This window comes from Variovorax sp. dw_954 (assembly GCF_018449755.1).
Taxonomy (GTDB): Bacteria; Pseudomonadota; Gammaproteobacteria; order Burkholderiales; family Burkholderiaceae_C; genus Variovorax.
Genome location: NZ_JAAVVD010000019.1, coordinates 111,072 through 135,910, shown reverse-complemented (window position 1 = coordinate 135,910; position 24,839 = coordinate 111,072). Strand labels below are relative to the sequence as shown.

Below are 24,839 nucleotides of genomic sequence, written 5' to 3'. Positions count from 1 at the left end.
CCCAGCCTTCCTGAATCCAACAACACCCTTCGGAGACAAACCATGAAACAAGCCTGCCTCGGCTCCCTTGCCGCCATCGCCACTTCGCTCTGCGCCTTTGCCGCGCAGGCCGACAGCTATCCCTCCAAACCCATCACCATCGTCGTGCCCACCGCCGCGGCTCAAGGACTTCATCGGCTATGGGCAGAAGAACGGCAAGGGACTGTTCTACGCATCGTCGGGCAACGGCTCGATCCAGCACATTGCCGGCGAGATGTTCGCGAAGCAGGCCAAGGTGCAGGCCACGCATGTCCCGTACAAGGGCTCCGGCCCGGTCGTCGCCGACCTGATCAGCGGCCAGGTCGACATGTTCATCACCACGCCGCCCTCCGTCATCGGGCAGGTGCAGGCCGGCAAGCTCAAGGCGCTGGCCTATGCCGGCGCCAGGCGGCATCCCTCGATGCCGACGGTGCCCACCGCGGCCGAGGCCGGCCTGCCCGGGTATGAAGTCGAGTCGTGGTTTGCCCTGTTCGCACCGGCGAAGACGCCTCCGGAACTTGTCGCGCGCCTGAGCGCCCAGGTCAAGACCATCGTCGAGAGCGAAGCCTTCAGGAAGAAGGTGGAAGAGCAAGGCGCCTTCGCGGTCTACATGGACCCGCCGGCGCTCGGCAAGTTCGTCGAGCAGGAGACGGCGCTGTGGGCAAAGGTGATCAAGGACGGGAACATCAGGGCGGATTGAAGCTCCTCCGGACTGAGGATGCAGGAGGCGAAGTGATGTCAGGACAATGACTGCACTTCCGAAGTGCCGCCACGGTGCCGGCCTCGGGTGAAAGGTGTTTCCATGAGTGCTCCTCTCTTCGCAGGTGATGTCCTGTTCTTCCAGCGACTCTTGCGTGCCGACGGCTTCTACCATGACGACCTCGATGGCGACTGGGGGCCGAACACCGAAAAGGCTGCAAGGGACTACGACGCTGCAGCCCAGCAGATCCGCTCGCAGACGCGCACCTTCGATGCGCGCAGCGAAGGTTGCATCCTGACGCTCTCCATTGCTGCACAGCGACGTGCCCGCGAGTTCCTCGCAAAGGTGCTTGATGGCGGCGTCATCGCACGCATCATTTCCGGCACACGCACCTATGCCGAGCAGGATGCGCTGTTCCGCAAGGGCCGCTTCGGCAATCCGGGGCCTCGAGTGACCAATGCGCGCGGCGGACAGAGCAATCACAACTTTGGCGTGGCGTGGGACATCGGGATCTTCACAACGGCGGGAGGCTATCTGGACGACGGGCCGGGATACGACAAGGCCGCAGCGTTGGGCTTGCCCGCGGGCGGAGGAAACGTCGAATGGGGAGGAAACTGGACCACCTTCGTGGACCGTCCGCACTACCAGCTGGCGCTCGGCCTTTCGGTGAGTCAACTGCGCCAACGCTTCGAGGCTGGAACGCTGGACCTCACCCCCTTCTGAGCCCTCCGCCGCAAGGACTCTTTTCATGAAGGATCTGGCGGATCTCGTGACGGCCACGGACAGGGGTCCTCCTGACACGGAGCCAGGACTGGCAGCTGGCCAGGTTTTGCTACGCCACTGCGCGGTCCCGCCCCTCCCAATACCGCGCCCGCAGCGCCTTCTTGTCCACCTTGTCCAACGCGGTCAACGGCAGCGCCTCCACGAACTCCACCACCTTCGGCGCCTGCACCACGCCCTTGCGCGCGGTGACGAACGCGACCAGTTCATCGGCTTCCACGCACGCGCCCTCCTTCACCACCACCACCGCCATCACGGCCTCCCCCCATTTCTCATGCGGCACGCCGATGACGGCCGAGAGCGCCACGGCCGGGTGCAGTGCAAGGCAGTTCTCCACCTCGCTCGAATACACGTTGAAGCCGCCCGAGATGATCATGTCCTTGGCCCGGTCGACGAGGTACAGATAGCCATCGGCATCGCGGCGCGCCATGTCGCCGGTGTGCAGCCAGTTGCCGGCGAAAGCCTTGGCCGTTTCATCGGGGCGGTTGAGGTAGCCCGACATCAACAACGGGCCGCGCACGCACAATTCGCCGATCTCGCCGACAGGCACCTCGTTGTGGTCCGCATCGAGCAGCCGCACCTGGTTGCCCGGCAGGCTGCGTCCGCAACTGCCCAGCAGATGCGGGCGGTCCAGGTCGTGCTCGTCCCGGCGCAGGTAGCTGATGGTCATGGGCGCCTCGGCCTGGCCGTAGACCTGCGCGAACACGGGGCCCATGCGCCTCAAGGCCTGCCGCAGCCGCGCCGGCGCCATCGGTGCGGCGCCGTAGAGCACCAGCTCCAGGCTCGCGATGTCGTGCGCGCCCAGTTCCGGCGAATCGAGCAGTCCATAGATCTGCGTGGGCACCAGGAAGGTCGTGGTGATGCGCTCGGCCTGCACCATCTTCAAGAAGCCACCCGGCGTGAAGCGGTCCAGCAGATGCACCGTGCCGCCCTGCAGGAAGGTCGTGAGGATCATCGCGCCCGCCGCATGCGACACCGGCGTGGCCGCCAGGAAGCGAACCTCCTGCGGCCACTCCCATCCCGCGAGCTGCTGCAGCGCCGAGGTCACCACGGTGCGCTGGTGATGCACGATGCCCTTCGACTTGCCGGTCGTGCCGCCGCTGTAGGCGATCTTGAGGATGTCGTCGGGGCGCACCTGCAATTCGATGTCGCTGCCGTCGAACCCGGCGGACGCGGCCAGCAGGTCGATGCCGTAGCTGGCAGGGCCCAGCGTCAGCACATGATCCACGATGCTACGCCGCGCCAGCGCCAGCCCGCGATCGGCATGGCGGGGCACATCGACCACCAGCGCCTTCACGTTCGCATCGGCGACGATGAAAGCCTGGTCCTCTTCCGAGCCCATCGGATGCAGCGGCGTGTAGCTCAGGCCCATCAGGTGTGCCGCGATGATGGTTGCCACCGACTCGGGGCGGTTGGTAGCGAGCACCGCGATGCCGTCCCGCCGCTTCAGGCCCATCGACTCGAAGCAACGCACCATGCGATGGCAGGCCTGCTCGAGCTGGCGGTAGGTCATGCGCACACCGCCGCCGACCAGCGCCTCGCGCGACGCGAAGCCCTTGAAGGCGGAGCGGTACAGCTCGGCGAAGGTCGAGCCCTGATGAAGTCCGGATGAAGGATGCTGCACTTGCTTGCCTCGCCGTGATGGCTATTGCTGCTTCTCGATGCCGGCCTGGATGCCGACTTCCACGAAGCGGTCGGAATCCGCCTTCATTTCCTTGAAGAGCGCTTCCGGCGTGCCGGGCGCCACGGTGAGGCCCAGCTGCTGGAGGCGGTCCCTGACCTCGGGCCGGCCCAGCGCTTCGTTCAATGCGAGGTTCAGCCGATGCACCGCGACCTGCGGCGTGCCCTTGGGCACCAGCATGCCGACGTACGGCTGATCGTTGAAGCCCTTGAGACCAAGCTCGGTGAGTGCGGGCACATTGGGCAGGTCGGGCAGGCGCTTGTCGCCGAATACCGCCAGCGGCTTGGTCACACCGTTCTCGATGAAGGGCTTTTGCGCAGCCAGCGTGTCGATCAACAGGTCGACGCGGTTGCCGCCCAGGTCCTGCATCGCCGCGGGCACGCCCGAGTAAGGCACCTTGAGGATGTCGACGTTGGCGAGCTTGTTGATGCGCGCGTAGTAGAACTCGTAGGTCGATGCCGTCACCGCCATCGACACGCTGCCGGGCTTCTTGCGCTCGATCGCCATCGTCTCGCCGAAGGTCTGTGCCGGGAACTCCTTGCGCGCCACCAGCACCATGCTGAGGTTGACAGCCTTGCCCACCGGCGCGAGGCTCTTCTCGAAGTCGACCGGCGGCGTCTTGTACATCGCACGCGCCACCACCAGCGGCATGCCGCCCATGAGGACCGTGTGCCCGTCGGCCGGGCTGGACGCGACGAACTGCGCACCCATCGCGCCGTTCGCGCCAGGCTTGTTCACCACGATGACCGGCTGGCCGAGGGTGACCGCCATGCGATCGCCGAGCACGCGCGCCACGATGTCGTTGGCACCGCCGGCTTGGTAGACGACGACCAGCTTGACGGGTTGCGTGGGGAAGTCGCCTGCGTTGGCGGTCGGAGCGCTGATTGCCGCGCACAGGGCAAGCCAAAGGGCTGGAAGGAAGGAGCGATAGATCGGCATGGCGTGGGTTCCGGTCGTGATGGCCCGTGCGAATGCAGCGCCCCGGACAAGGGGGCGCTACAGCCTCATGCGGCAGAGCGGCGCGTGATAGTTGCGAGACGAGGACTAGTAGACAGACGACCCGGCAAAGGGTGACCACCCCGAATGGGTGGCGGGTCAGCGAGCGGGATCGCCTTGCGCGTCGCCGCTGTCGTGCAAGGCCGCGCGTCGTTCCTGATGGCGCCCCAGCGCCGTCGACAGCACCGTCCACAGCAACGCGACCGGCAACGCACACAACGCGATCGCGCCGATCTTCAGCCCCATCGCCTGCAGGCTGCTGAACACCCAGCCATAGAGCGCGTCGGTGCCGCGATAGACCACCACGTCGATCATGTTCTTCGCCTTGTACTTCTCCTCGCGCCCGACCACCGTGAAGAACACTTGCCGCGCCGGATTGGCAATGGCGAAGTTCATCCACCGCTGCACCACCTGGAACACCAGCACCACCATGAGCCCCGGGCTCCACCACAGCAGCACGAAGCCGACCACGTACACCGCGGGCAGCGCAGCCGCCGCAATGCCGGTGCCGAAGCGCTTGAGGAAATGCCCCGTCGCGAAGACCTGCGTGGCCAGCGTCAGCAGCCCCACGATCAGGTCGATGCTCGCGAAGATCCGCGTCTGCGCGCCGGCGCCCTGCACGTGCTCGGCCACCATGTTGGCCTGCACCAGGTAGAGGATCGTCGCGCCGAAAGACAGCAGGCTGACCCACGCCGCCACGCCCAGCAGATACGGCGAGCGCACCAGCCCCGTCAGCGCCGCGAAGGCACTCCCGCCCACGCGCTGCGTCGCGCCGTCATCGCGCCGCTGCCCCGCCCCCTGTGACACGCCCGCGCTGCGCTCCAGACGCGCCGCGCAGAACACCGCGATCTCCAGGAACACGATGGCCGCGATCAGCAGGTTGTGCGGCCCCAGCGGCACCGCCAGCGCGATCGTGATCACCGGCCCCAGCAGCGCGCCCGCCGTGCCGCCCGCACCGATGAAGCCGAACAGCCGCTTGCCCTGCTCGCTCGTGAACAGGTCGGCCATGAACGACCAGAACACCGCCACTGCGAACAGGTTGAACACGCTCACCCACACGAAGAACACGCGCGCCACGATCAGAGGCGCGACGTCCAGCGCCAGCAGCAGCCAGAACAGTGCCAGGTTGAGCACGAAGAAGTGATAGACGATCGGGATGAAGCGCGCCCGTGGCAGCCGCGCGACCAGCGCGCCGTAGACCGGCTGCGCCGCCAGCAGCGTCAGGAAGGTGGCGGTGAACAGCCACGGCAGCGCACGCGTTCCGCCAGCAATGCCCATCTGGTCGCGCAGCGGCCGCAGCACGTAGTAGCCCGCCAGCAGCGCGAAGAAATAGCCGAAGGACCACAGCGCAGCCGCCAGTTCCTGCGGCGTCGCGGGGACGGCCTTTCGCAACAAGCCTTGCAACGTGCCCGGCAGCCCGCGCTGAGGCGCCGGCGTCATGGCGCCAGCGACAGCTTCTGCTTCAGTTCCGCCGCACTCACCGACTGGCCATAGCCCGGCCCGCCGCGCTGGAAGCGCTTGGCGTCGGCCAGCTTGCCGACCACCACCGGGTCGAAGCCGGCGTCACGCACCAGTTGCGACGCGACCTTCAACGCGTCTGCGTCGTCGCCGGCGATAGGGATCGCCAGCTTGGGATCGGGCCGGTTGGCCTCGCGGGCGAAGATCGTGTACGACATGGTGTTGAACGCCCGCACCAGCCGCGCGTCGGAGAGGTATTTCTGCGAGACGACGCCGATGCCCTCCTGCTCCACCTCGTCGGCCACGGAGCCGTCACGCGATGCGACGGCGTTGCAGGCGTCGAGCATGACCTTGCGGTTGAGGGTGCTGCCGTAGTCCTTGCCGATCTGCGGCAGCGCGCCGTAGGGGACGGCGATGAAGAGGGCTTCGCCGAAGGCGATGGCTTGCTCGACAGTGCCTGCCTTGGCGAGCGGGCCGAGGCCGGCGACAAGGTCCTTGAGTTCCTCGGGGTGGCGGGAGGAGAAGAGGACCGGGTGGCCGGACTTGACCCAGAGGCCGCCGATGGTGCCGCCAATGCGCCCGGAGCCGATGATGCCGATCGACATGCCACGCGCGGGCGCCTGTGCCCGTGCGGGCCTTGGCTTCAGCGCCGTGAGCGCGGTCCAGGCGCTCGCCGCAGCCACGAAGGCGCGGCGAGTGGCGTCGAAGGGTTGATGTGGGGGCATTGAAAACCTCTTGCGTTGGCGAAGCCTTGAAACGACGGCTCGCGAAGCATCATGTTCCGCGGGAGTCGGCCGCGCAAGTCCACAGACGAGGGTGCTTAACCGGCCCCAAGAAACGCCGGGGTCGAGCCTTGATGAAGGCAATTGGGGCTGGGGTGCATGGCTGCCGGACTTTTCGTTCTCACATGTGCTGTCGTTCTTTTAGCAAGCAAACGCGATCAGGCAGCGCAAGCGCTTTTGCGCGACCAACCTCGTTGGGTGGGCCGGGGACATTGCTACGGATGCTCCGCGGGAGCGGTCGTAGACTCCGGCCCGCCAACCGGCTCAGATCGGCCATGAGCGGGTATTCGTGCAGCCGCCGCGAACTGGCGCTGAAGACTGGTTGGAGTCGTTGGGTTCAGCAGTCTGTGCGGCTGGGCCGGGCCCATCTCAGTCCGTCAGGATCGACCACTGTCCGGCGGGTTCACAGCTGTTGCGGCTGTTCACGGGCGCGGGGCCAGCGCACGCTGTGAGCCAGCTTGCGGCCGTCCCAGTGTGAAGACGATCTCGACGTCCACTGCTAGACACAAGGCAATGAGGTCGTAGTTCGGCTAAATGCTTTCGGGCGATTGGAAATTGCGGCATAGAACGACCGCCATCTTGACCAGCCAAGTGGAAGTCCGAGCCCCAATCAGGCAGCCGCAGGCGGCAGGAAGCAAGCGCCGGCCTCGCCTCCCATTGCGCGTCGCACCTATGATCATCGCCTTGCGCGGTACGTGCGCGTTCTACAGGGCTTCTGCACATGGCGACGATCCGCGAACTGTTTGATACGCAAGCCCACGCCATGACCATGCATGCGCCATGGGGCATGACGACGGCGGACGGCGCGCCCGCTGGCGAGGTGATCGCCAAGGTGGCCTACGACTTCGAGGCGAACGCGAAGTACTGGTACTTCTACGTTTCGCGAAGGAATGACCTTAGCGCCGCACTTGCTGGTCTCTTTGCATCACCCGAAGTTGCGGCTTGCCGACTCGGCCCTGACGGCGATGGGGTGCGTGTAGAAGCCGGTTTCACCGGCTACACGGAGCGTCAAACGACCGAGCCGCTGATGTTCACGAGGCGCGTGCACCTGTACTTGGAAGCAGAGATGACTCCCGAGGACAGGCAGTCGATTGTGAATCAGACGCTGGCGATGGGTTTTCATGTGTCCGTACGAGACTTGGAGTATGCGAGACGGCGATCCGAGATGGAGAAGCCCATGGCCTTCATCTCGCATGATTCGAGAGACAAAGATGCGTTCGTGCGAGAACTCGCGCACGAGCTGATTCAGAACGGTTGCATGGTGTGGTACGACGAATTCACCTTGAAGGTCGGCGACAGCCTGCGCGAAACCATCGAACGTGGTCTCCGAGAAACCAAGAAGTGCATCGTGATCCTCTCCCCTAACTTCCTGAGCAACTCAGGCTGGGGGAAGGTCGAATTCAATTCGGTTTTCACCCGCGAGATTCTTGAGAAGCAAAGCGTCTTCTTGCCCGTATGGCTCAACGTGGGCGCCAAGGAAGTCTACGAATACAGCCCAAGCCTCGCCGACAAGTTGGGAGTGTCCGCTCAGCTTGGTATCCCTGAGGTCGCCCGGCGACTCGCTGTTTCCCTCCGAGCAAACTCCTGAGTGCCGAGTCCACAGGACGACAGTTCCCTTCCGGTGCGAAGCCCTGCACATGTCGGGTGTACGCCGCGCGCACGCTTGGGAGTGACGAAGCCCACAGTGCAGATGAAGCGCGGTTCGCTCGCTCGGACGGAATTGTCCATGCTGCTTGAGTTCATCTAAAACACTTTCGTGGCCGCACGCGCGCCAAGTCGGGGTAGTTGGCGGTCTCGATGCCGGGGGATGTGCTGGACCAATCAGACGACGGCCCTAACCGTTGTAAGGTCGACTGCACCTCAGTCATGGGCGAGATTCGGTGTTTGGCCGTAGTGACTCCGCGGCGAATATCCGCTTCGCGCAGAAGCGGGCATGCATTTTCTTGACATAGAGGTCTGCAACCAGTCTGAGGCGCCAGTTCGCGGCGGCCGGCTGGATACTCGCTCATGGCCGAGTGCCGAGATCTCAGTTCGGTCATCGTCGACGGCTGACGCTGCGGACCCGCCGGACAGTGGTCGATGCTGACGGTCTGAGATGGGCCCCACTCAGCCGCACGACTGTCCGAACCCACCGCCTGCATTCAGTCAGAACGAGCGGTCGCACTTCAGGCTCCCCCAAGCCCGGAGACCCGCATCCAAGCCACCGCCTCATCCCTCCCCGCAACGCCGAGCTTCCCGTAGATGTTCTTCAGATGCCACTTCACGGTATCGATCGACAGCCCGAGTGCCAGGGCAATCTTCTTGTTGGGCATTGCCTGGGCGAGCAGGCCCAACACATCCCGCTCGCGCTCGCTCAATGGTTCGACGGGTCGCCTTGACGCATCCGCTGCTCCGCCTTTACCGACCGTCCCCTCGCCCGCCGACGCCGACCTGCCCGCACTCCCCAACCTCTCAGCATAAAACCCCAACACCGGATCCAACCGCGCATCCTTGGCGACTTCAGCCACCAGCCCCAACACCCCCGGATCCGCATCCAGCAAGCTCCTCACCAACCCCAGCCGATGCCCGCGCCTCAGCGCAGCCACCGTGCACTCCCTCGCCGCATCCATCCGCCCGCGGCGCCGCTCGATGGTCGCCTGCATCAACTTCAACTGCGCAATCAACCGCTGCCGCCCGCGCAGCTCGATGTTCGCAATCAGCGGCTCGATGCGCCTTGCCGCGTCATCCAGATCCCCGCGCGCCATCGCCCACTTGATGCGCGCCCGCTCGGTCACGACGGCGATCTCGCCCAGCGCGCTTTGCGCCGCATTCGCATGCCGCGCATCGATCTCGTTGGCGCGCGTCAGTGCAATTTCAGCCTCCGCCACCTCGCCCATCTGCAAGCGATACTGCATCTGCAGTACCAGGCTGTACACCAACAGGCGGTCCAGGCCCAGCCCAGCGCTGTAGTCCTCCAGCCGCTCCAGCCACGCCATCGCTTCCATCCTGCGCCCCGCCACCCAGTGCGATGCGGCCAGCGTGCGGTGCACGCGCAGCACGGAGTCGGGAATCGACACGCGCTCCAGCGCATCGACGCGGTCTTCCAGCAGTTGCAAGGCGGCGTCGGCTTCGTCGTGTTCGTAGAGCACTTCGCCCAGCAGCGCGGTGGCGAGGTAGGCCGGATCGACGCACGCGCTGCCGCCTTCGTTGGCTTCGCGCAGCACGTCGCGGTAGATGCGCTCGGCCTGCGTCATGCGGCCTTCCATGGCGTAGCTCAGGCCGACCAGGGCGCGGCCTTGCAGCGTGCCCGACGCCGTGCCGCGCAAGGGCACGCCGTTGATCAGGCGGATGGGGTTGTCCTGCTGGATGCGCCGCGCGCGGTCGTATTCGCCGCGGTGCATGCAGAGCCACGACAGGATGTTGTCGCGCCCGCCGATAGCCATGGCGTCCGCGCCTTCGGGCGCTGCGAGCAGGCGCGGCAGCAGGGCCATGGCGGCGTCGGTGTCGTCCCGTTGCACGGCCAGCGTGGCCTGCACCAGCGTGAGCGAGAAGTGGCTGACGGCGTCGTCGGGCGGGATGTCCTTGCGAAGGCGCTCGACGTTGTCGGCAAAGGCGGCGAACTCGCGCGCGAACAGTTCCACCCGGATCATCCACAGCCGCAGGCCGACGCGCGCCTGCACCTGCGCGGGGGGCAACTGGCGCACCACGCCGATGAGCTTGCGCAGTTCGCCGCGTACGGCCAGGCCGTTGGCGGACTTTTCAACCAGCGCCGCGGCGGCCGCGCCCTCGCCCGCCGCGACGGCCTGTCGCACGGCTTCGTCGATGTGGCCGTGGTCGCGAAACCATTGCCAGGCGATGCGGTGCACCTGTTGCCGGTCGGCCCCGCTGCGCGCGCCGAGGCGCTCGCGCAGGGTTTCGCGCAGCAGCGGGTGAAGGCGGTACCAGGTCTCGCGCTCGGCGCCGCTTTCCACGGGCACGATGAAGAGGTTCTCGGCTTCGAGCCGCGCGAGCAAGGGCGCCATGGCGGGATCGCCTTCGGAACGGCCAAGCAGCACGGCGCACAGCGGCGCGCAAAATCGGCTGCATGCCGACACGCTGATGAGCAGGTCCAGTTCCAGCGGCGAGAGGCGCGACAGCACTTCCTTTTCAAAGTACGCGGCGAAGGCTTGCGGGTCTTGCACATGCGTGCGCACGAAGTCGCCGGGAGCCTTGGCGTCCGCTGACGACGCGCCTGCGGCCAGCTCCTGCCGGCGCTTCTTCCAGTTGATGGCCAACAGTTGCAAGCCGGCGGCCCAGCCGTCGGAGAGTTCGTGCAGCAGCATCGCGTCGCGGTGCTCGATGCTGCCGAGCTGCGATTGCAGGAAGCGCTCCGATTCCGCGGGTGAAAAGCGCAGGTCGCGCACGTCGAGTTCCAGCACCTGGCCTTCGGCGCGCAGGCGCTCCAGCGACACGGGCGCGGCGCTACGCGAAGCCAGCATCAGGTGCAGGTTGGCGGGGGCGTAGTCGAGCATCCATTGCAAGGCCTCGTGGATGCGCGGGTCGGTCAGGTGGTGCAGGTCGTCGAGCACCAGCACCAGGTCGCGCGGGTGCGCGGCGATGGAGCGCACCAGCGCGATCAGCGTGCGCTCGACGGCCTCGCTGTCGACGCCGCGGCCGGCGAAGTCTGCCGCCTCCTGCGTGACGCCGGGCGCGGCCTGCGCAAGGCTGGCCAGCAGGTAGTCGAGCAGGCGGGTGAGTTCGTTGTCCTCGGGGGTCAGCGTGAGCCAGGCGACGTCGAAGCCCAGCGGCAGCAGCGCCTGGCGCCAGGCGACCAGCGTGGTGGTCTTGCCGGCGCCAGCCGGGCCTTGCAGCACGAGGCAGCGGCGGCGGCGAGCTTCCATCAGGCGGGTGAGCAGCGACTCGCGCGCGACGATGCGGCCGGCGCTGCGCGGGGGGACCATCTTGGTGGTGACCAGTGGCTTCAGCGTGGAGGCTTCGGGCGGTCGTTCGGACTTGCGGGGCTGGGGCTTGGTGGGCATGGGCGGGAAGGATTGTGGCGCGCGCTTGCGTGTTCACGCCATACGGGAACCTTGACGGTTTCCTTGATCACCTTCCTGCATGCGCCGTGGACTGGACGCCGGATGACCGATTCAAGTAGGATTAAATCCCATTCCCGCATCCGGAGGCCCGCCATGCGAACAACCCAGCAACTGAGCATCACCCTGCCGAACGACATGGCCGAAGTCGTGAAGTCCAAGGTGAAAACCGGTGAGTACGCCACTGAGAGCGAGGTAATCCGCGACGGACTGCGTGCTCTTCTTGCACGTGATCGAGCCGTCGAAAGCTGGCTTCACCAGCAAGTGGGCCCCGCCTACGACGCGCTGAAAGCCGATCCCTCGCGGGCTGTCACCATCGACAAGGTGCGCGCCCGCCTTGCGGCCGAACACAACAAGGCGCGATGAGATATCGCGTCGTCTTCTCACCCGAGGCCGAAGACCAGCTTGTGGCTCTGCATCACTACATCGCAGACGCGGCCTCGCCCGACATTGCAATGCAGTACACCGAAGCCATCGTGAGCTACTGCGAGGGTCTCTCCACCTTCCCGCATCGCGGCACCCGGCGTGACGATGTCCGGCCCGGTCTTCGCATGACCAATTACAGGAAGCGCGCTGTGATCGCATTTGGCGTGGATGGCGAGCAGGTGTCCATCATCGGTGTGTTCTACGGCAGCCAGGACTACGAATCGGTTCTTCAGGACGACCTCGATCACTGAATCGCTGGAGCGGCCCTGAGCACTGCTGGCGCGACATGGATTCAGCCGACCGCCCTCACGCCGCCCGCACCAACAACACCACCCCCGACACGATCGCGAACACCTGCACAAAGGCCCGCAGGAACCGCCCGTTGACCCGGTGATGCACCACCCGGCTGAGCCCCGCGCCGATCAGCAGTGCCGGCAGCAGGCTCGCCGCCGCGCTGAGTTGCGGCGCCTCGATACGCCCCGTCGCCATCAAGGTGGCCAGCGACACCAGCTCGCCCACCAGAAAGCACAGCGCAATCGTCGACCGCATGATCGCCGGCGCATGGTGCTGGTAGACCAAGGCCAGCGGCGGCCCGCCGATGCCGGTGGCGGTCTCCGTGATGCCGGTGACCAGCCCTGCCCCGATGAAGGCCGGCCGGTTGGGGGAGAAGGCCGGCATCATCAGCGTGACGACCGCGGCCGCAACCGTCGACAGTCCCACGAACAAGGCGAGTTGGCTGGCAGTCAGCACCGCCAGCACCCACAGCCCGCCGGCCGTTCCGACGATGCGCCCGCCGGTGATCCAGCTGGCGCCGATGCGGTCGATCGCCCCACGCTCGCGCCACAGCACATAGAGGTTCAGCGGCAGCATCAACACCAGCACGCACACCGGCAACAACTCAGGCTTCAGGATGCCGATCACCGGCGCGACGATCAGCGCGAAGCCCACGCCGGTCGCGCCCTGCACGAATGCCGCAAATACCACGACCATCGAGATGAGGAGCAACTGTTGCACGCTCACTGGACGGCCTCCCCGGCCATCACCCGTTCCCGATGCTTCTGCGCCGTCGGATGCAGGCGCTGGATCGGCGCGCGAGCAATCGCGTCACCGGCCATGCGGGAGACCTGCCGCATCAGCGCGCGCGCGTCCCAATCCGTCGGCCAGCCCTTCCACAAGCGCAGCTTGCCCGCGACGAAGACCGCGTCGATCTGGTCCCGATTGCCCAGCCGCACCAGGTCCCAGATCAGGTCGACCGAGGTGCACAGCTCCGGCGTATCGACATCGACCAGCAGGAAGTCTGCCTCCTTGCCAACCGCGATCTCGCCGATGAGGTGCCCCAGGCCGATGGCCCGTGCGCCTTCATGCGTGGCATGGTCGAGCCAGGTCCAGCCGCCGCCGCACGATGCATCGCCGGTGGCCAGCCCGAAGGCCAGCTTCTGCGCGGCCTCGGCGGCGTCCATGAGGCGAAACGCGTCGCTGCGTGTCGCGTCCGTGCCCAGCCCGAAGCGGATGCCCAGCGCGGCCATCAGGTTGGCCGGCGCCACCGCGTTACCCTTCCACTGGCTGGCAACCGGGTTGTAGCTGACGGCGGTGTCGGTCTGGCGCAGCAGGTTGAGCTCCGACGGCGTGACCAGCGTGCCGTGCGCGATGAGCACCTGCGGTCCGAGCGCGCCCAGGTGCGCCAGCAGTTCCAGCGGCCGCATGCCGCGCTGCACGACCGAGCGTTCGACCGAGGCCAGGTGCTCGTTGACGTGCGTCTGGAAGATCGCGCCGGCTTCGGCACACAGCGCGGAGACGGCCACCAGCATCTCGTCCGAAGCCGCTTCCGGCACCGATATCGCCAGCGAAGGATGAACCAGCCGCGCGCCCGACCACTCCTGCATGAACTGCGTTGCGCGTGCCTTGAGGGCGCGGCGCACCTCCGGCGCGCTGTCGTTGCCGCCGTCGTTGCAGATCAGGCCCAGCACGCAGCGCAACCCCGCCTCCTGCGTGGCGGCGGCCAGCGCGGCGATGTCGCCTTTGGCGCGCGTGCCGGCGTCGCACACGGTCGTGAAGCCGCCGCGCAGCGACTCGAGCGCGGCCAGCTTGGACACGCCGTGGACGAACTCATCGTCCAGGCTCGCTTCCAGTGGCACCCACACGCGGCGAAAGATTTCGGATGGCTCGCCGTAGGCCAGCGACTTGCCGAAGGACTGCGTCAGGTGATGGTGCGCGTCGATCATGCCGGGCATCAGCACCTTGCCCGGCAAGTGGATGGGTGTGAGTTGCGGATGGCGCGCGGCGATCTCCGCCTCCGGGCCGATGTCGCGGAACTGGCCGTCCTGCACCAGGACCGCATGGTCGCGCACGAGTCCTTCGCGCAGCATCAGGTGATCGGGGGCAAGCAGCAAGGTATCGGCCGCGAATGCGCCGTGGCACAGCGCGTCATGTTGAGGGAAAGTGGTCATTGGGCTGCCGGCACCTGCTCGGGCGCCGCCGTATCGTTGTTGGGGTTGTCGTCGCGGCGCGCCACGGCGAGGTGATTGAATACGATGTTGAGCACGATCGCGGTGATCGCGCCCATGGCCAGGCCGTTGCCCAGCACCAGTTGCAGGGTCGCCGGGAACTTGCTGTAGAGGCCTGGCACGAGGATCGGCAGCAAGCCCATCGTCAGCGCGCCGGCCAGCACGAACATGTTGCTGCGCTCATGCAGGTCGACCCTGCGCAGGATGTCGATGCCGATGGTGCCGATGATCGCGAACACCACCATGGCCGTGCCGCCGACCACCGCCTCCGGAATGGCACTGGCCAGCCGGCCCAGCGGCGCCGTCAGCGAGATGAACACGAGGATGGCGCCCGCGGTGGCCGTCACGTAGCGCGAACGCACGTTGGTCGCGCGCACGATGCCGATGTTCTCGCCGCTGGTGATGATCATCGAGGTGCCGAAGAACCCGCCCACCAGCGACATCAGCGCATCGCCACGGATGGTGCGCGGCACCACGTCGCGCGGTTCGATCTTCTTGCCGACGACTTCCGCGACGGCGATGGTCTGGCCGGTGGCTTCGACCATCGAGATCACGCTGAAGATCAGCAGCGGCAAGGCCGCCACCACGTCGAAGTGCGGCATGCCGAAAGGCAGCAGGCTCGGCGCGCTCCACACCGGCCCGGCTGCGACGCCGCTGAAATCCATCATGCCGCACACCGCCGCGAGGACCGTGCCCGCCACCAAGCCCAGCAACACCGCGAGTTGACCGAGCATGCCCTTGAAGATCCGCGCAAACAGCAGCGTGAAGGCAATGGTTGCCAGCGCCAGTCCGATGTGGGCCGGGTCCGCAAAGCCGGGCGTCCCGGCCTTGCCCGCGATGATGCCGCCGTACACCTTGACCAGGTTGATCGCCACCAGCATCAGCAACGTCCCAATGACGATCTTCGGAAAGAAGCGGATGCAGCGCGAGAACACCGGCAGCACGAGGAAGTAGAACAGCGCCGTGAGGATGACCGCGCCCGATGCGGTCTGCAGATCGCGTTGCTGCGCGATGGTCAGGAACATCACGATCGGCGCGCCGCCGGGCACCATGACGAAGGGCAGCTTGGCGCCGAACTTGCCCGGCCCGAAGGACTGGAGCAGCGTGCCGATGCCACACAGCAGGAAGGTCGCGCTGATGAGGTTCACGGTCAGCGCTGGTGACAAGCCGAGCGCCTTGGCCACGAGGAAGACCGAGGTGATCGGTACGGCCGCCATCACCAGCACGTGCTGCAAGCCGAACAGCAGCATCTGCGACCAGGGCAGGACGGCATCCACGGGAGGCGTATCGGAAGCACGGGACATGATCGATTTCCTTCTGACCGGACCGACGCCCAAATCGATTTGGGCGCCAGCTCAAAAAAATCCGCCGGGTGGCGGGGTGGGGTACATTTCAGGGCGTGGCCCAAAACGATTTGGGGATTGAATCACCGTTTCAAGAAAAGGTCAACAAAAATGGTTTCAGGCGAGGCCAGGCGAGTCAACATCAAGGACGTGGCCCGGGAGGCTGGCGTGTCCCCCACCACCGTGTCGCATGCGCTCAACGCGCGCGGGCAGGTCGACGCCCAGACGCGGGCGCGGGTCGAGAAGGCCGCGCTGAAACTCGGCTACCGGCCCAACCGGCATGCGCAGCGCCTGCGCACCGGCGAGGCGCACATGATCGTGCTGCTGTCCTCGATGCCGTTCGCGGTAGCGGGCGGGCCGTCGCGGCTGGGTTTCATGATGGAGATTGCCGCGGTCGCGGCCGCTGCGGCGCTGGACCGCAGCCTCGCCCTCGTGCTCGCCCCGCCGATGGAAAACGGCAAGGTGCCGCTCGAATTGCTGGAGGTGGACGGCGCGCTGGTCATCGAGCCCTCGGCGGGCGACGCCAATCTGGAGTACCTGAAGCGCCGCGGCCTGCCGGTGGTCGCCATCGGCAAGCCCTACGGCGCCCGCGAGGCCGTGCCGCACGTGGACATCCATTCGCGCGAGACCACACGGCTCCTGCTCGACCACTTCCACGCGCAGGGCGCGCGCAAGGTCGCGATGATCCTGGGCTCGGCGCAGCGCAATTCCTATGTGCAGGCTCGGGCGGCGTATGAAGAGTTCGCGGGCGAGCATGGGCAGCCTGTCCTGTTCGCCACCGCCGACGAGTCGCAGGGCGAAGGCGGCGGTGAAGAGGCTGCCGCGGCGTTCCTCGCAAAGCACCCCGACATCGATGCGTTCTGCGTGCCGGTCGACGCCTTTGCGGTGGGCGCGGTCCGCGCCATCCGCGCCGCGGGCCGGCGCATTCCGGACGACGTGATGGTCGCCACGCGCTACGACGGCCTGCGAGCCCGCACCTGCGAGCCGCCGCTCACGGCCGTGGACCTGCACCTCGACGAGGTCGCGCACCAGGCGATCGACTTGCTGTTCGACCATCTGCGCGGCGACACCTCGCGACGCTCGGCCTCGGGGCCGATGGCGCAGTTGGTGGCGCGGCAGTCGTCGGTGCGGCGCGGCTGAACGGCCACCCCGCCCCGCCACCCGATCGGGGTAGTTGCCCCACGGGTGCCGCCTCACAGAATCCTTGCAAGACAAGGAGACCCTGTGAACATCAACCGTACCGTCTACCGCGAAGACCACGAAATGCTGCGCGACACCGCGCGCCGGTTCTTCGAGCGTGAATGCCTGCCGCGGCAGGCCGAGTGGGACAAGGCCGGCCGCACCGACCGCGAGACCTGGCTCAAGGCCGGCCGCGAAGGCCTGTTGTGCGTGACCGTGCCGACCGAATACGGCGGCGGTGGCGGTGACTTCGGCCATTCCTGCGTGCTGGCCGAAGAGTTGCATCGCTCGGGCGTCTCGGGCTTCAGCCTGTCGGTGCACTCGGACATCACTGCGCCCTACATCGTGCGCTTCGGCACCGAGGAACAGAAGCAGCGCTGGCTGCCGAAGATCTGCCGCGGCGAGACGATCATGGCCATCGCCATGACCGAGCCCGGCACCGGGTCCGACCTGAAGTCGATCCGCACCACCGCCGTGCGCGACGGCGACGAATACATCATCAACGGCAGCAAGACCTTCATCAGCAACGGCCTCAACGCCGACATGATCCTGGTGGCCTGCAAGACCGATCCGAAGGCCGGCTCCAAGGGCGTGAGCCTGATCATGGTCGAGGCCGACCGCGCCGGCTTCCGCCGTGGCCGCAAGCTCGACAAGGTGGGCCAGCCCGCCGCCGACACCACCGAACTCTTCTTCGACAACGTGCGCGTGCCGGTCGACAACCTGCTGGGCGAAGAGAACAAGGGCTTCGTCTGCCTGATGCAGGAACTGGCGCAGGAGCGCCTGATCATCGCCGCCTACTCCGTGGCCAAGTTGGAGCGCCTGCTGGAGCAGACCCTCGAATACGTGAAGGAGCGCAAGGCCTTTGACGGCACGGTGTGGGACTTCCAGAACACCAGGTTCAAGCTGGCCGACATCAAGGCGCAGACCGTGGCCGCGCGCACGCTCGTTGACTACTACATCGGTGAGCACATGACACGCCGCATCAGCGTGCAGGAAGCCGCGATCGCCAAGCTCTTCGCGACCGAGACACTGTGGAAGTGCATCGACGAGATGGTGCAGTTGCACGGCGGCTACGGCTACATGCTGGAGTACCCGATTGCACGGGCCTTCACCGACTACCGCATCACGCGGGTGTTCGGCGGCACGAGTGAAGTCCAGCGCGACCTCATCAGCCGCAAGCTCTGACCCCTAATCCCCCAGGACCATCACATGACTGAAAAAGTAATCGTCGCCGGCGTCGGCATGATCCCGTTCGCCAAGCCGGGCAAGAGCCTGAGCTACACCGAGATGGGCGCCGAGGCCACCCGCGGCGCGCTCGCCGATGCGGGCGTGAGCTACGACGTAGTGCAGGAAGCCTACGTGGGCTACGTGTACGGCGACTCGACCTGCGGCCAGACCGCACTGTACGAAGTGGGCATGACCGGCATTCCGGTCGTCAACGTGAACAACAACTGCTCGACCGGCTCGACCGCGCTGTACCTCGCCCGCAAGGCGATTGCCTCCGGCGATGCGGACTGCGTGCTGGCACTGGGCTTCGAGCAGATGCAGGCCGGCGCGCTCAAGTCGCACTGGGACGACCGCCCGCCGACGCGCGAGCGCTTCCTGCCGGTGCTGCGCGGCCTCACGGCCGACATGGACGGCATGCCGCAAGCCATCCGCACCTTCGGCGGCGCGGGCCGCGAATACATGGAGAAGTACGGTTGCAGCATGGAGACCTTCGCGGCCGTGCGCGCCAAGGCCAGCCGCCATGCGGCCAACAATCCGCTCGCCCTCTTTCGCAAGATCGTGACGACCGAAGAAGTCATGAACGACGCAGTGATCCTGCCCGGCGTGATGACTCGCCTGATGGCCTGCCCGCCAACGTGCGGCGGCGCAGCGGCGCTGTTGGTGTCGGAACGCTTCGCGAAGAAGCACGGCCTGCGCAGCGACGTGCAGATCCTCGCGCAATCGATGGTCACCGACCCGGTGCAGTCCTTCGAGCCACCATCGATGCTGAGCTGGATCGGCACGCACATGACGAGCAAGGCCGTCAGGCGCGTGTATGAAGCGGCCGGCGTCGGCCCGGATGACATCGACGTGTGCGAGCTGCACGACTGCTTCGCACAGAACGAAGTCATCACCTACGAGACGCTGGGTTTCTGCCCCGAAGGCGGCGCCGAGAAGTTCGTGAACGACGGCGACAACACCTATGGCGGCAAGGTCGTCATCAACCCCTCGGGCGGCCTGCTGTCGAAGGGCCATCCGCTGGGAGCGACGGGCCTGGCCCAGTGCTATGAACTCACGCATCAACTGCGTGGCAGCGCCGACCAACGCCAGGTCGGAGGCGCGCGCCTCGGCTTGCAGCACAACGTCGGCCTGGGCGGCGCCTGCGTCGTCACGCTGTACGGCAAGAACTGAGCACGCGGCCAACGACATGGACCTCACACTGAGCCCGAGCGAATCGGCCTTTCGCGAAGAGGTGCGCTGCTTCATCCGCGACCGCCTGCCGGCCGAGATCCGCGAGCGCCTGGGCAAGGGCCACGCGGCCCGCAAGCAGGACGTCGTGGCGTGGCAGCGCATCCTGCATGAGCGTGGTTGGGCTGCGCCGCATTGGCCGCAGGAATACGGCGGCGCGGGACTCGGTACGGCCGAGCGCTTGATCCTCGTCGAAGAGTTGCAACGCGCCGCCGCGCCGCAACCGCTGCCCTTCAACGTCGCGATGCTGGGGCCGGTGTTGCTGCGCTTCGGCACCGAGGAGCAGAAGAAGTTCTTCCTGCCAAAGCTGGCGCGCCTCGACCTCTGGTTCTGCCAGGGCTTCTCCGAGCCGGACTCTGGCTCGGACCTCGCCTCGCTGCGGACCAAGGCAGTTCGCGATGGCGACGAATACGTGGTCGACGGCCAGAAGATCTGGACCACCTCGGCCCATCACGCGGACTGGATCTTCGCGCTTGTTCGCACCGGGCAGTGCGCGCGCAAGCAGGACGGCATCTCGTTCCTGCTGATCGACATGAAGACGCCGGGTGTGTCCGTGCGGCCCATCGTTTCCATCGACGGGCAGCACCACCTCAACGAAGTGTTCTTCGACAAGGTGCGCGTGCCGGTGAAGAACCTCGTGGGCGAGGAAGGCCGTGGCTGGGACTGCGCCAAGTACCTGCTGGCCAGCGAGCGCACCAACATCGCGAGCATCGGCTTGTGCTGGGAGCGTCTGGGCTATGCGCATGAACTGGCAGAGAACATCCAGCAAGGCGGCAAGCGCTTGATCGACGACGCCAAGGTGCGCACCGAACTGGCCATGCTCGGCGCCGAAGTGCGCGCGCTGGAACTGACCAACTGGCGCTTCCTGCTCGACCCGGAGATCGGCCGCAAGAACCCGGGCTTCGCCTCGGTGCTGAAGGTGAAGGGCTCGGAGACGATGCAGGAGCTGAGCTCGCTGATCGCACGCCTCGCCGGCCCCGCTGGCCTGGAGCGCCGCGATGGCGAAGGCCCGGATGCCCTGCACCCGCTCGCTGCCGCCTCACCCCGCTACTTCTTCTTCCGTGCAGCCACCATCTACGGCGGCTCCAGCGAAGTGCAGAAGGACATTCTGGCCAAGACACTCCTGGGATGAAGCGCCATGCAATTTGAATTGAACGACGAACAGCAGGCGCTGGCGGAAAGCCTGTCGCGCCTGCTGGAAGACCACTACGGCTTCGAGCAGCGCCGTGTGATTGCCGGATCCCAGACGGGATGGAGCGAAGCGGCGTGGGACAAGCTCGCCGAACTCGGCGTGACGGCCCTGGGCATTCCCGAAGCATTCGGCGGCCTCGACGGTGGCGCGAGCGATCGGCTCCCTGTCATGCAAGCCTTTGGCCGCGCGCTCTTGCTGGAGCCCTATCTGTCGTCGAGCGTGCTGGCTTCGACGGCCGTGCTGTCTGCAGGCAGAGAAGCGCAGAAGCACGCACTGCTGCCAGCACTCGCCCACGGTGAACTGCGCATGGCATGGGCGCATGACGAAGCGGCCGGGCGCCATGAATCGCTGTGGGTTGAAACGCGTGCCCGCCGCGACGGTGACCAATGGCGCCTCGACGGCGCCAAGTCGCTCGTGCTGCACGCCGGTGCGGCCAGCCGCTTCGTGGTGAGCGCCCGCGTGAGCGGCCAGCCCGGCGACGAAGACGGCCTCGCCCTCTTCCTCGTCGACGCGCCCAACGCCAAGCTGCGCACCTTCCGCCTCATCGATGACACGCCGGCAGGCGAACTTGCTTTGAACGGCACCGCAGCGGAGCCGCTCGGCAACGCAACAGATCACGCAAGCGCCGCCTCGGCCATCCGCGCCACCCTCGCCGCCGGAACCGCAGCCGTCTGCGCCGACATGGTCGGCACGATGGAAGCCGCGTTCTCGCTCACGACCGCCTACGTCAACACCCGCAAGCAGTTCGGTCGCCTCATCGGCGAGTACCAGGCCCTGCGCCATCGCATCTCCGAGATGGCTGTCGCGCTGGAACTGGCTCGCAGCATGGCCATCGCCGCAGCTGTCGCAGTGGACGACGCAGACGCAAGCAACTCGGCCACCGACCTGCCCCGCGCCAAGCTCGCCATCGGCCGCTACGCCCGCGCCCTGTGCCAACAGGCAATCCAGTCGCACGGCGGCATCGGCATGACCGAGGAGTACGCCGTGGGCCACTGCCTGCGTCGCATCCACGTACTCGACCAGTTGTTCGGCGACGTCGACGCGCAGGCCGCGCGCCTCGCCCGCATGTAACCCATCCATCACGGAGACAAAGCATGAAATACCTCAAGCCCTTGAACCTGCTGGGCGCCGCGCTGACCGCGCTGGCAACCTTCGCCCTGCCCTTGCAACAAGCGCAGGCCGCCGACCCCTTCCCTTCGCACCCCGTGCGCTTCATCGTGCCGCTGGGCCCGGGCAGCGGTTCGGACACCATCACGCGCCTGGTCGCCAAGCTGGTGACGCCGGAACTCCAGGGCCAGTCCACCTTCATCGACAACAAGCCGGGCGCCGACGCCGTGCTCGCCGTGCAGGCCCTGCTGGCATCGCCCGCCGACGGATACAGCGTGCTGATGCTCTCGCCCTCGTCGATGGTGATCAACCCGCTCATCAACGACAGCCTGCCTTATGACGCGCAGAAAGACCTGCGCCCCGTCGCGACCATGCTGCGCAGCGCCGCGGTGCTCGTGACCGGCGCCTCGTCGCCCTACAAGACCTACGCCGAAGCGATGGCCGCCGCGAAGAAGTCGCCCCGGACCGTGAGCATGGCCAGCTACAGCAACCACTACCGCATCGGCGCGCTGATGTTGCAGCAAGGCGCGGGCGTGGAGTTCAACTACATCCCCTACAAGACGCCCGGCCAGGTCCAGTCCGACCTGATGGGCGGCCAGGTGGACCTCGCGCTGCTGGACGTCGGCGGCGCGCTGCCGCTCATCGCCTCGGGCAAGGTGCGCGCGTTGGCGGTGACCGGCAAGGAGCGCCACCCCAAGCTCGCCAACGTGCCGACGGTGCGTGAGAGCGGCCAGCCCAACTACGACCTGTATGTGTGGATCGGCCTTGGCGTCGCCGCCAGGACGCCCGAGCCGGTGGTGAAGACGCTAGAGGCCGCGCTGCTCAAGGCAATGGCGCAACCCGAGTTCAAGACCTACGTCACCGAGACGGCAGGCGCCGAGGTCTACACCGTCGGCCGCAAGGAAATGGGAGAGTTGATCGCCTCCGAAACCGCGCGCTACCGCGCCCTGTCGAAGCAGGTCGACATCTCGCAGAAATGATTCAGGAGCAAGACATGAGCAAGCAACTTTGCAAGGACCGCGTGGTCGTCATCACCGGCGCTGGCCGCGGCATCGGCCGCGAGTACGCACTCGAATTCGCGCGCCAGGGCGCCAAGGTCGTGGTCAATGACTTGGGCGGCCGCGGTGACGGCGGCCCCGGCTCGGCCACCGGCCCGGCACTGGAAGTCGTGGCCGAGATCGAAGCCATGGGCGGGCAAGCCATCGCCAACGCCGACGACGTGGCCGACTGGAAAGGTGCCAAGCGCATGATCGACTGCGCCATCGAAGCCTTCGGCGGCCTCGACGTGCTGGTGAACAACGCCGGCATCCTGCGCGACCGCACGCTGGTCAACATGGAAGAGGAAGACTGGGACGCCGTGATCCGCGTGCACATGCGCGGCACGTTCGCGCCCTCGCGCCACGCCGCTGCGTACTGGCGCGAAGAGTCGAAGGCCGGACGCCAGCGCGTCGCGCGCATCATCAACACGAGTTCCTCGTCGGGCCTGTATTGCAACGCAGGTCAATCGAACTACGGCGCAGCCAAGGCCGGCATCGCCGCGCTGTCGGTGATAGCTTCGCGCGAGCTGGACCGCTACGGCGTCACGGTGAATGCCATCTACCCGACTGCGACGAGCCGCCTGACCGAAGACATCTTCGCCAGCCCCAAGTGGCAGGCGATCCGCAACGAAGCGCCCGGCTTCGACCCGCTCGACCCGTCGAACGTCGCGCCGCTGGTGGCGTGGCTGGGCAGCGAGGCTTCGAGCGGCATCACCGGGCGTGTGTTCGGTGCGCGTGGTGGACGCATCACGGTGGCCGAAGGCTGGCATGCCGGTCCGCGCATCGAGAAGACGGGGCGCTGGACAGTGGAAGAGTTGGGTGACCTGATTCCGGACCTGGTCAACACGGCTGCGCCGAACGCGTTGACGACGGGCGAGATTCCTCAGGTCGATGGAGTGGCGGCGTGAGCGCCATCGCCATGCGAGACTGCTTCAAGCACACCCCGCATTGCACGGAGATTTTGGAATGACGACCCAGTTGCTCGAAGCATTTCGCCTTGCGCAGTTGCCCAAGGAGGCGCAGGCTTTTCGCGCGGAAGTGCGCGAGTTCCTCGCAAAACAGATGGACCCCGCCGCACCTGAAGTGCGGGCACGCACGTGGATGGGCTTCGACGCGGCGTTCAGCCGGCGACTGGCCGAGCGCGGCTGGGTCGGCATCACGCTGCCCGCCCAATACGGTGGCGCGGGGCTCGATGCCTTTCGCCGCTTCGTGCTCGTCGAGGAGATGCTCGCAGCCGGCGCGCCGGTCGCCGCCCATTGGATTGCTGACCGCCAGAGCGGTCCGCTGATCAACAAGTTCGGCACCGAGGCGCAGAAGGACTTCTACCTGCCGCGCATCTGCCGCGGCGAGGCCTTCTTCTGCATCGGCATGAGCGAGCCCAACTCGGGCTCCGACCTGGCCAGCGTGCGCACGCGCGCGACCAAGGTCGACGGCGGCTGGCGCCTGACCGGCCGCAAGATCTGGACGACCAATGCGCACCGCTCGCACTACATGATCGCGCTGGTTCGCACCTCGGGTGCGCCGGAGGATCGGCAAGGCGGCTTGTCGCAACTCATCGTCGACCTCTCGCTGCCGGGCATCGACATCCGCCCGATCGTCGACCTGACGGGCGATGCGCACTTCTCGGAAGTGACCTTCGACGACGTGTTCCTGAAGGACGACGCGCTCATCGGCGACGAGGGCAGCGGCTGGATGCAGGTGAACGCCGAACTGGCTTTCGAGCGCAGCGGGCCGGAGCGCTTGTATTCCAGCATCGTGCTGCTCGACACGTGGCTGGCTTCACTGCGCAAGGCAGGCGCCTCGCCATCCGATGCGGGATTGATCGGCGGCTTCACGACCCAACTCGCCACGCTGCGCAGCCTGTCGGTCGCCGTGACCACCAAGCTGGCGCGCGGAGAAAGCCCCGTGGTCGAAGCGGCGCTGGTGAAAGACATCGGCACCGAGTTCGAGCAGACGATTCCAGCCGCCATCGAGGCCGCCGTCGCCGCCGACCCGACGCGCGAAGTCGACGCCGACCTGTACCGCACCCTCACCTACCTGAGCCAGATCTCGCCGACCTTCTCGCTGCGTGGCGGCACGCGCGAAATCCTGCGCGGCATGATCGCGCGCGGCCTCGGTTTGCGCTGAA

21 protein-coding genes are annotated in these 24,839 nt (G+C 66.7%); 13 read left to right on the top strand and 8 right to left on the bottom strand.

Annotated elements, in window-relative coordinates; all coding sequences use genetic code 11:
- Positions 1 to 97 precede the first annotated feature (97 nt).
- Entirely contained in the window at positions 98 to 718 is a 621-nt protein-coding gene (locus tag HB681_RS26055; RefSeq protein ID WP_256735110.1) for a tripartite tricarboxylate transporter substrate-binding protein, read from the top strand.
- A 150-nt stretch (positions 719 to 868) separates the two neighbouring features.
- Positions 869 to 1,441, top strand: a complete 573-nt coding sequence (locus HB681_RS26050; RefSeq protein ID WP_256735109.1) for a M15 family metallopeptidase — start codon at positions 869 to 871, stop codon at positions 1,439 to 1,441.
- Positions 1,442 to 1,550: 109 nt separating this feature from the next.
- Here the strand turns inward: HB681_RS26050 and HB681_RS26045 are convergent, their stop codons facing one another.
- From HB681_RS26045 to HB681_RS26030, 4 genes are all read right to left on the bottom strand, one after another.
- Positions 1,551 to 3,122 (bottom strand): AMP-binding protein, encoded by a 1,572-nt coding sequence (locus tag HB681_RS26045; protein ID WP_213957770.1) that lies wholly within the window; start codon positions 3,120 to 3,122, stop codon positions 1,551 to 1,553.
- A 21-nt stretch (positions 3,123 to 3,143) separates the two neighbouring features.
- Entirely contained in the window at positions 3,144 to 4,118 is a 975-nt protein-coding gene (locus tag HB681_RS26040; protein ID WP_213957769.1) for a tripartite tricarboxylate transporter substrate binding protein, read from the bottom strand.
- 156 nt (positions 4,119 to 4,274) lie between these two features.
- Entirely contained in the window at positions 4,275 to 5,615 is a 1,341-nt protein-coding gene (locus tag HB681_RS26035; protein WP_213957768.1) for an MFS transporter, read from the bottom strand.
- The gene (locus tag HB681_RS26030) at positions 5,612 to 6,358 is read right to left on the bottom strand and encodes an NAD(P)-binding domain-containing protein (protein WP_213957767.1); all 747 of its coding nucleotides are present in this window, start codon (positions 6,356 to 6,358) and stop codon (positions 5,612 to 5,614) included. Before HB681_RS26030 ends, HB681_RS26035 begins: the two co-directional genes overlap by 4 nt.
- A 778-nt stretch (positions 6,359 to 7,136) precedes the next feature.
- Here HB681_RS26030 and HB681_RS26025 point away from each other — a divergent pair.
- Entirely contained in the window at positions 7,137 to 8,003 is an 867-nt protein-coding gene (locus HB681_RS26025; RefSeq protein ID WP_213957766.1) for a toll/interleukin-1 receptor domain-containing protein, read from the top strand.
- Positions 8,004 to 8,580: 577 nt separating this feature from the next.
- Here HB681_RS26025 and HB681_RS26020 read toward each other — a convergent pair.
- Complete coding sequence (locus tag HB681_RS26020) at positions 8,581 to 11,412, bottom strand: LuxR C-terminal-related transcriptional regulator (RefSeq protein ID WP_213957765.1); 2,832 nt, start codon at positions 11,410 to 11,412, stop codon at positions 8,581 to 8,583.
- Between the two features lie 153 nt (positions 11,413 to 11,565).
- Between HB681_RS26020 and HB681_RS26015 the strand changes: the two genes are divergently transcribed.
- Positions 11,566 to 11,835: a type II toxin-antitoxin system ParD family antitoxin gene (locus HB681_RS26015; RefSeq protein ID WP_213957764.1), complete on the top strand. Its 270-nt coding sequence runs from the start codon at positions 11,566 to 11,568 to the stop codon at positions 11,833 to 11,835.
- Positions 11,832 to 12,146, top strand: coding sequence for a type II toxin-antitoxin system RelE/ParE family toxin (locus HB681_RS26010; protein WP_213957763.1), 315 nt, complete (start codon positions 11,832 to 11,834; stop codon positions 12,144 to 12,146). The genes HB681_RS26015 and HB681_RS26010 overlap by 4 nt, the downstream gene beginning before the upstream one ends.
- Positions 12,147 to 12,201: 55 nt before the next feature.
- On the opposite strand, the gene HB681_RS26005 is transcribed toward HB681_RS26010, so the two are convergent.
- The 3 genes from HB681_RS26005 to HB681_RS25995 are packed head-to-tail and all read right to left on the bottom strand — an operon-like array spanning position 12,202 to position 15,703.
- Positions 12,202 to 12,909 carry a sulfite exporter TauE/SafE family protein gene (locus tag HB681_RS26005; RefSeq protein ID WP_345944747.1) on the bottom strand — a complete coding sequence of 236 codons (708 nt, stop codon included), beginning with the start codon at positions 12,907 to 12,909 and terminating at the stop codon, positions 12,202 to 12,204.
- Between the two features lie 2 nt (positions 12,910 to 12,911).
- Positions 12,912 to 14,342 (bottom strand): amidohydrolase family protein, encoded by a 1,431-nt coding sequence (locus tag HB681_RS26000; protein WP_213957762.1) that lies wholly within the window; start codon positions 14,340 to 14,342, stop codon positions 12,912 to 12,914.
- Positions 14,339 to 15,703 (bottom strand): nucleobase:cation symporter-2 family protein, encoded by a 1,365-nt coding sequence (locus HB681_RS25995; protein ID WP_213957761.1) that lies wholly within the window; start codon positions 15,701 to 15,703, stop codon positions 14,339 to 14,341. Before HB681_RS25995 ends, HB681_RS26000 begins: the two co-directional genes overlap by 4 nt.
- 150 nt (positions 15,704 to 15,853) lie before the next feature.
- Here HB681_RS25995 and HB681_RS25990 point away from each other — a divergent pair, with 150 nt between their 5' ends.
- The 8 genes from HB681_RS25990 to HB681_RS25955 all read left to right on the top strand — a co-directional run bounded on the left by HB681_RS25990 (position 15,854) and on the right by HB681_RS25955 (position 24,838).
- Positions 15,854 to 16,882 carry a LacI family DNA-binding transcriptional regulator gene (locus tag HB681_RS25990; protein ID WP_213957760.1) on the top strand — a complete coding sequence of 343 codons (1,029 nt, stop codon included), beginning with the start codon at positions 15,854 to 15,856 and terminating at the stop codon, positions 16,880 to 16,882.
- Between the two features lie 84 nt (positions 16,883 to 16,966).
- Positions 16,967 to 18,106 carry an acyl-CoA dehydrogenase family protein gene (locus tag HB681_RS25985; protein ID WP_213957759.1) on the top strand — a complete coding sequence of 380 codons (1,140 nt, stop codon included), beginning with the start codon at positions 16,967 to 16,969 and terminating at the stop codon, positions 18,104 to 18,106.
- Positions 18,107 to 18,130: 24 nt separating this feature from the next.
- Positions 18,131 to 19,318, top strand: coding sequence for a lipid-transfer protein (locus tag HB681_RS25980; protein WP_213957758.1), 1,188 nt, complete (start codon positions 18,131 to 18,133; stop codon positions 19,316 to 19,318).
- Between the two features lie 16 nt (positions 19,319 to 19,334).
- Positions 19,335 to 20,507, top strand: a complete 1,173-nt coding sequence (locus tag HB681_RS25975) for an acyl-CoA dehydrogenase family protein (RefSeq protein ID WP_213957757.1) — start codon at positions 19,335 to 19,337, stop codon at positions 20,505 to 20,507.
- Between the two features lie 6 nt (positions 20,508 to 20,513).
- Complete coding sequence (locus tag HB681_RS25970) at positions 20,514 to 21,638, top strand: acyl-CoA dehydrogenase (protein WP_213957756.1); 1,125 nt, start codon at positions 20,514 to 20,516, stop codon at positions 21,636 to 21,638.
- Positions 21,639 to 21,661: 23 nt separating this feature from the next.
- Entirely contained in the window at positions 21,662 to 22,654 is a 993-nt protein-coding gene (locus tag HB681_RS25965) for a tripartite tricarboxylate transporter substrate binding protein (RefSeq protein ID WP_213957755.1), read from the top strand.
- Positions 22,655 to 22,668: 14 nt separating this feature from the next.
- Entirely contained in the window at positions 22,669 to 23,619 is a 951-nt protein-coding gene (locus HB681_RS25960; protein ID WP_213957754.1) for an SDR family oxidoreductase, read from the top strand.
- Positions 23,620 to 23,677: 58 nt separating this feature from the next.
- Complete coding sequence (locus HB681_RS25955) at positions 23,678 to 24,838, top strand: acyl-CoA dehydrogenase family protein (RefSeq protein WP_213957753.1); 1,161 nt, start codon at positions 23,678 to 23,680, stop codon at positions 24,836 to 24,838.
- The last annotated feature ends 1 nt before the right edge of the window (position 24,839 follow it).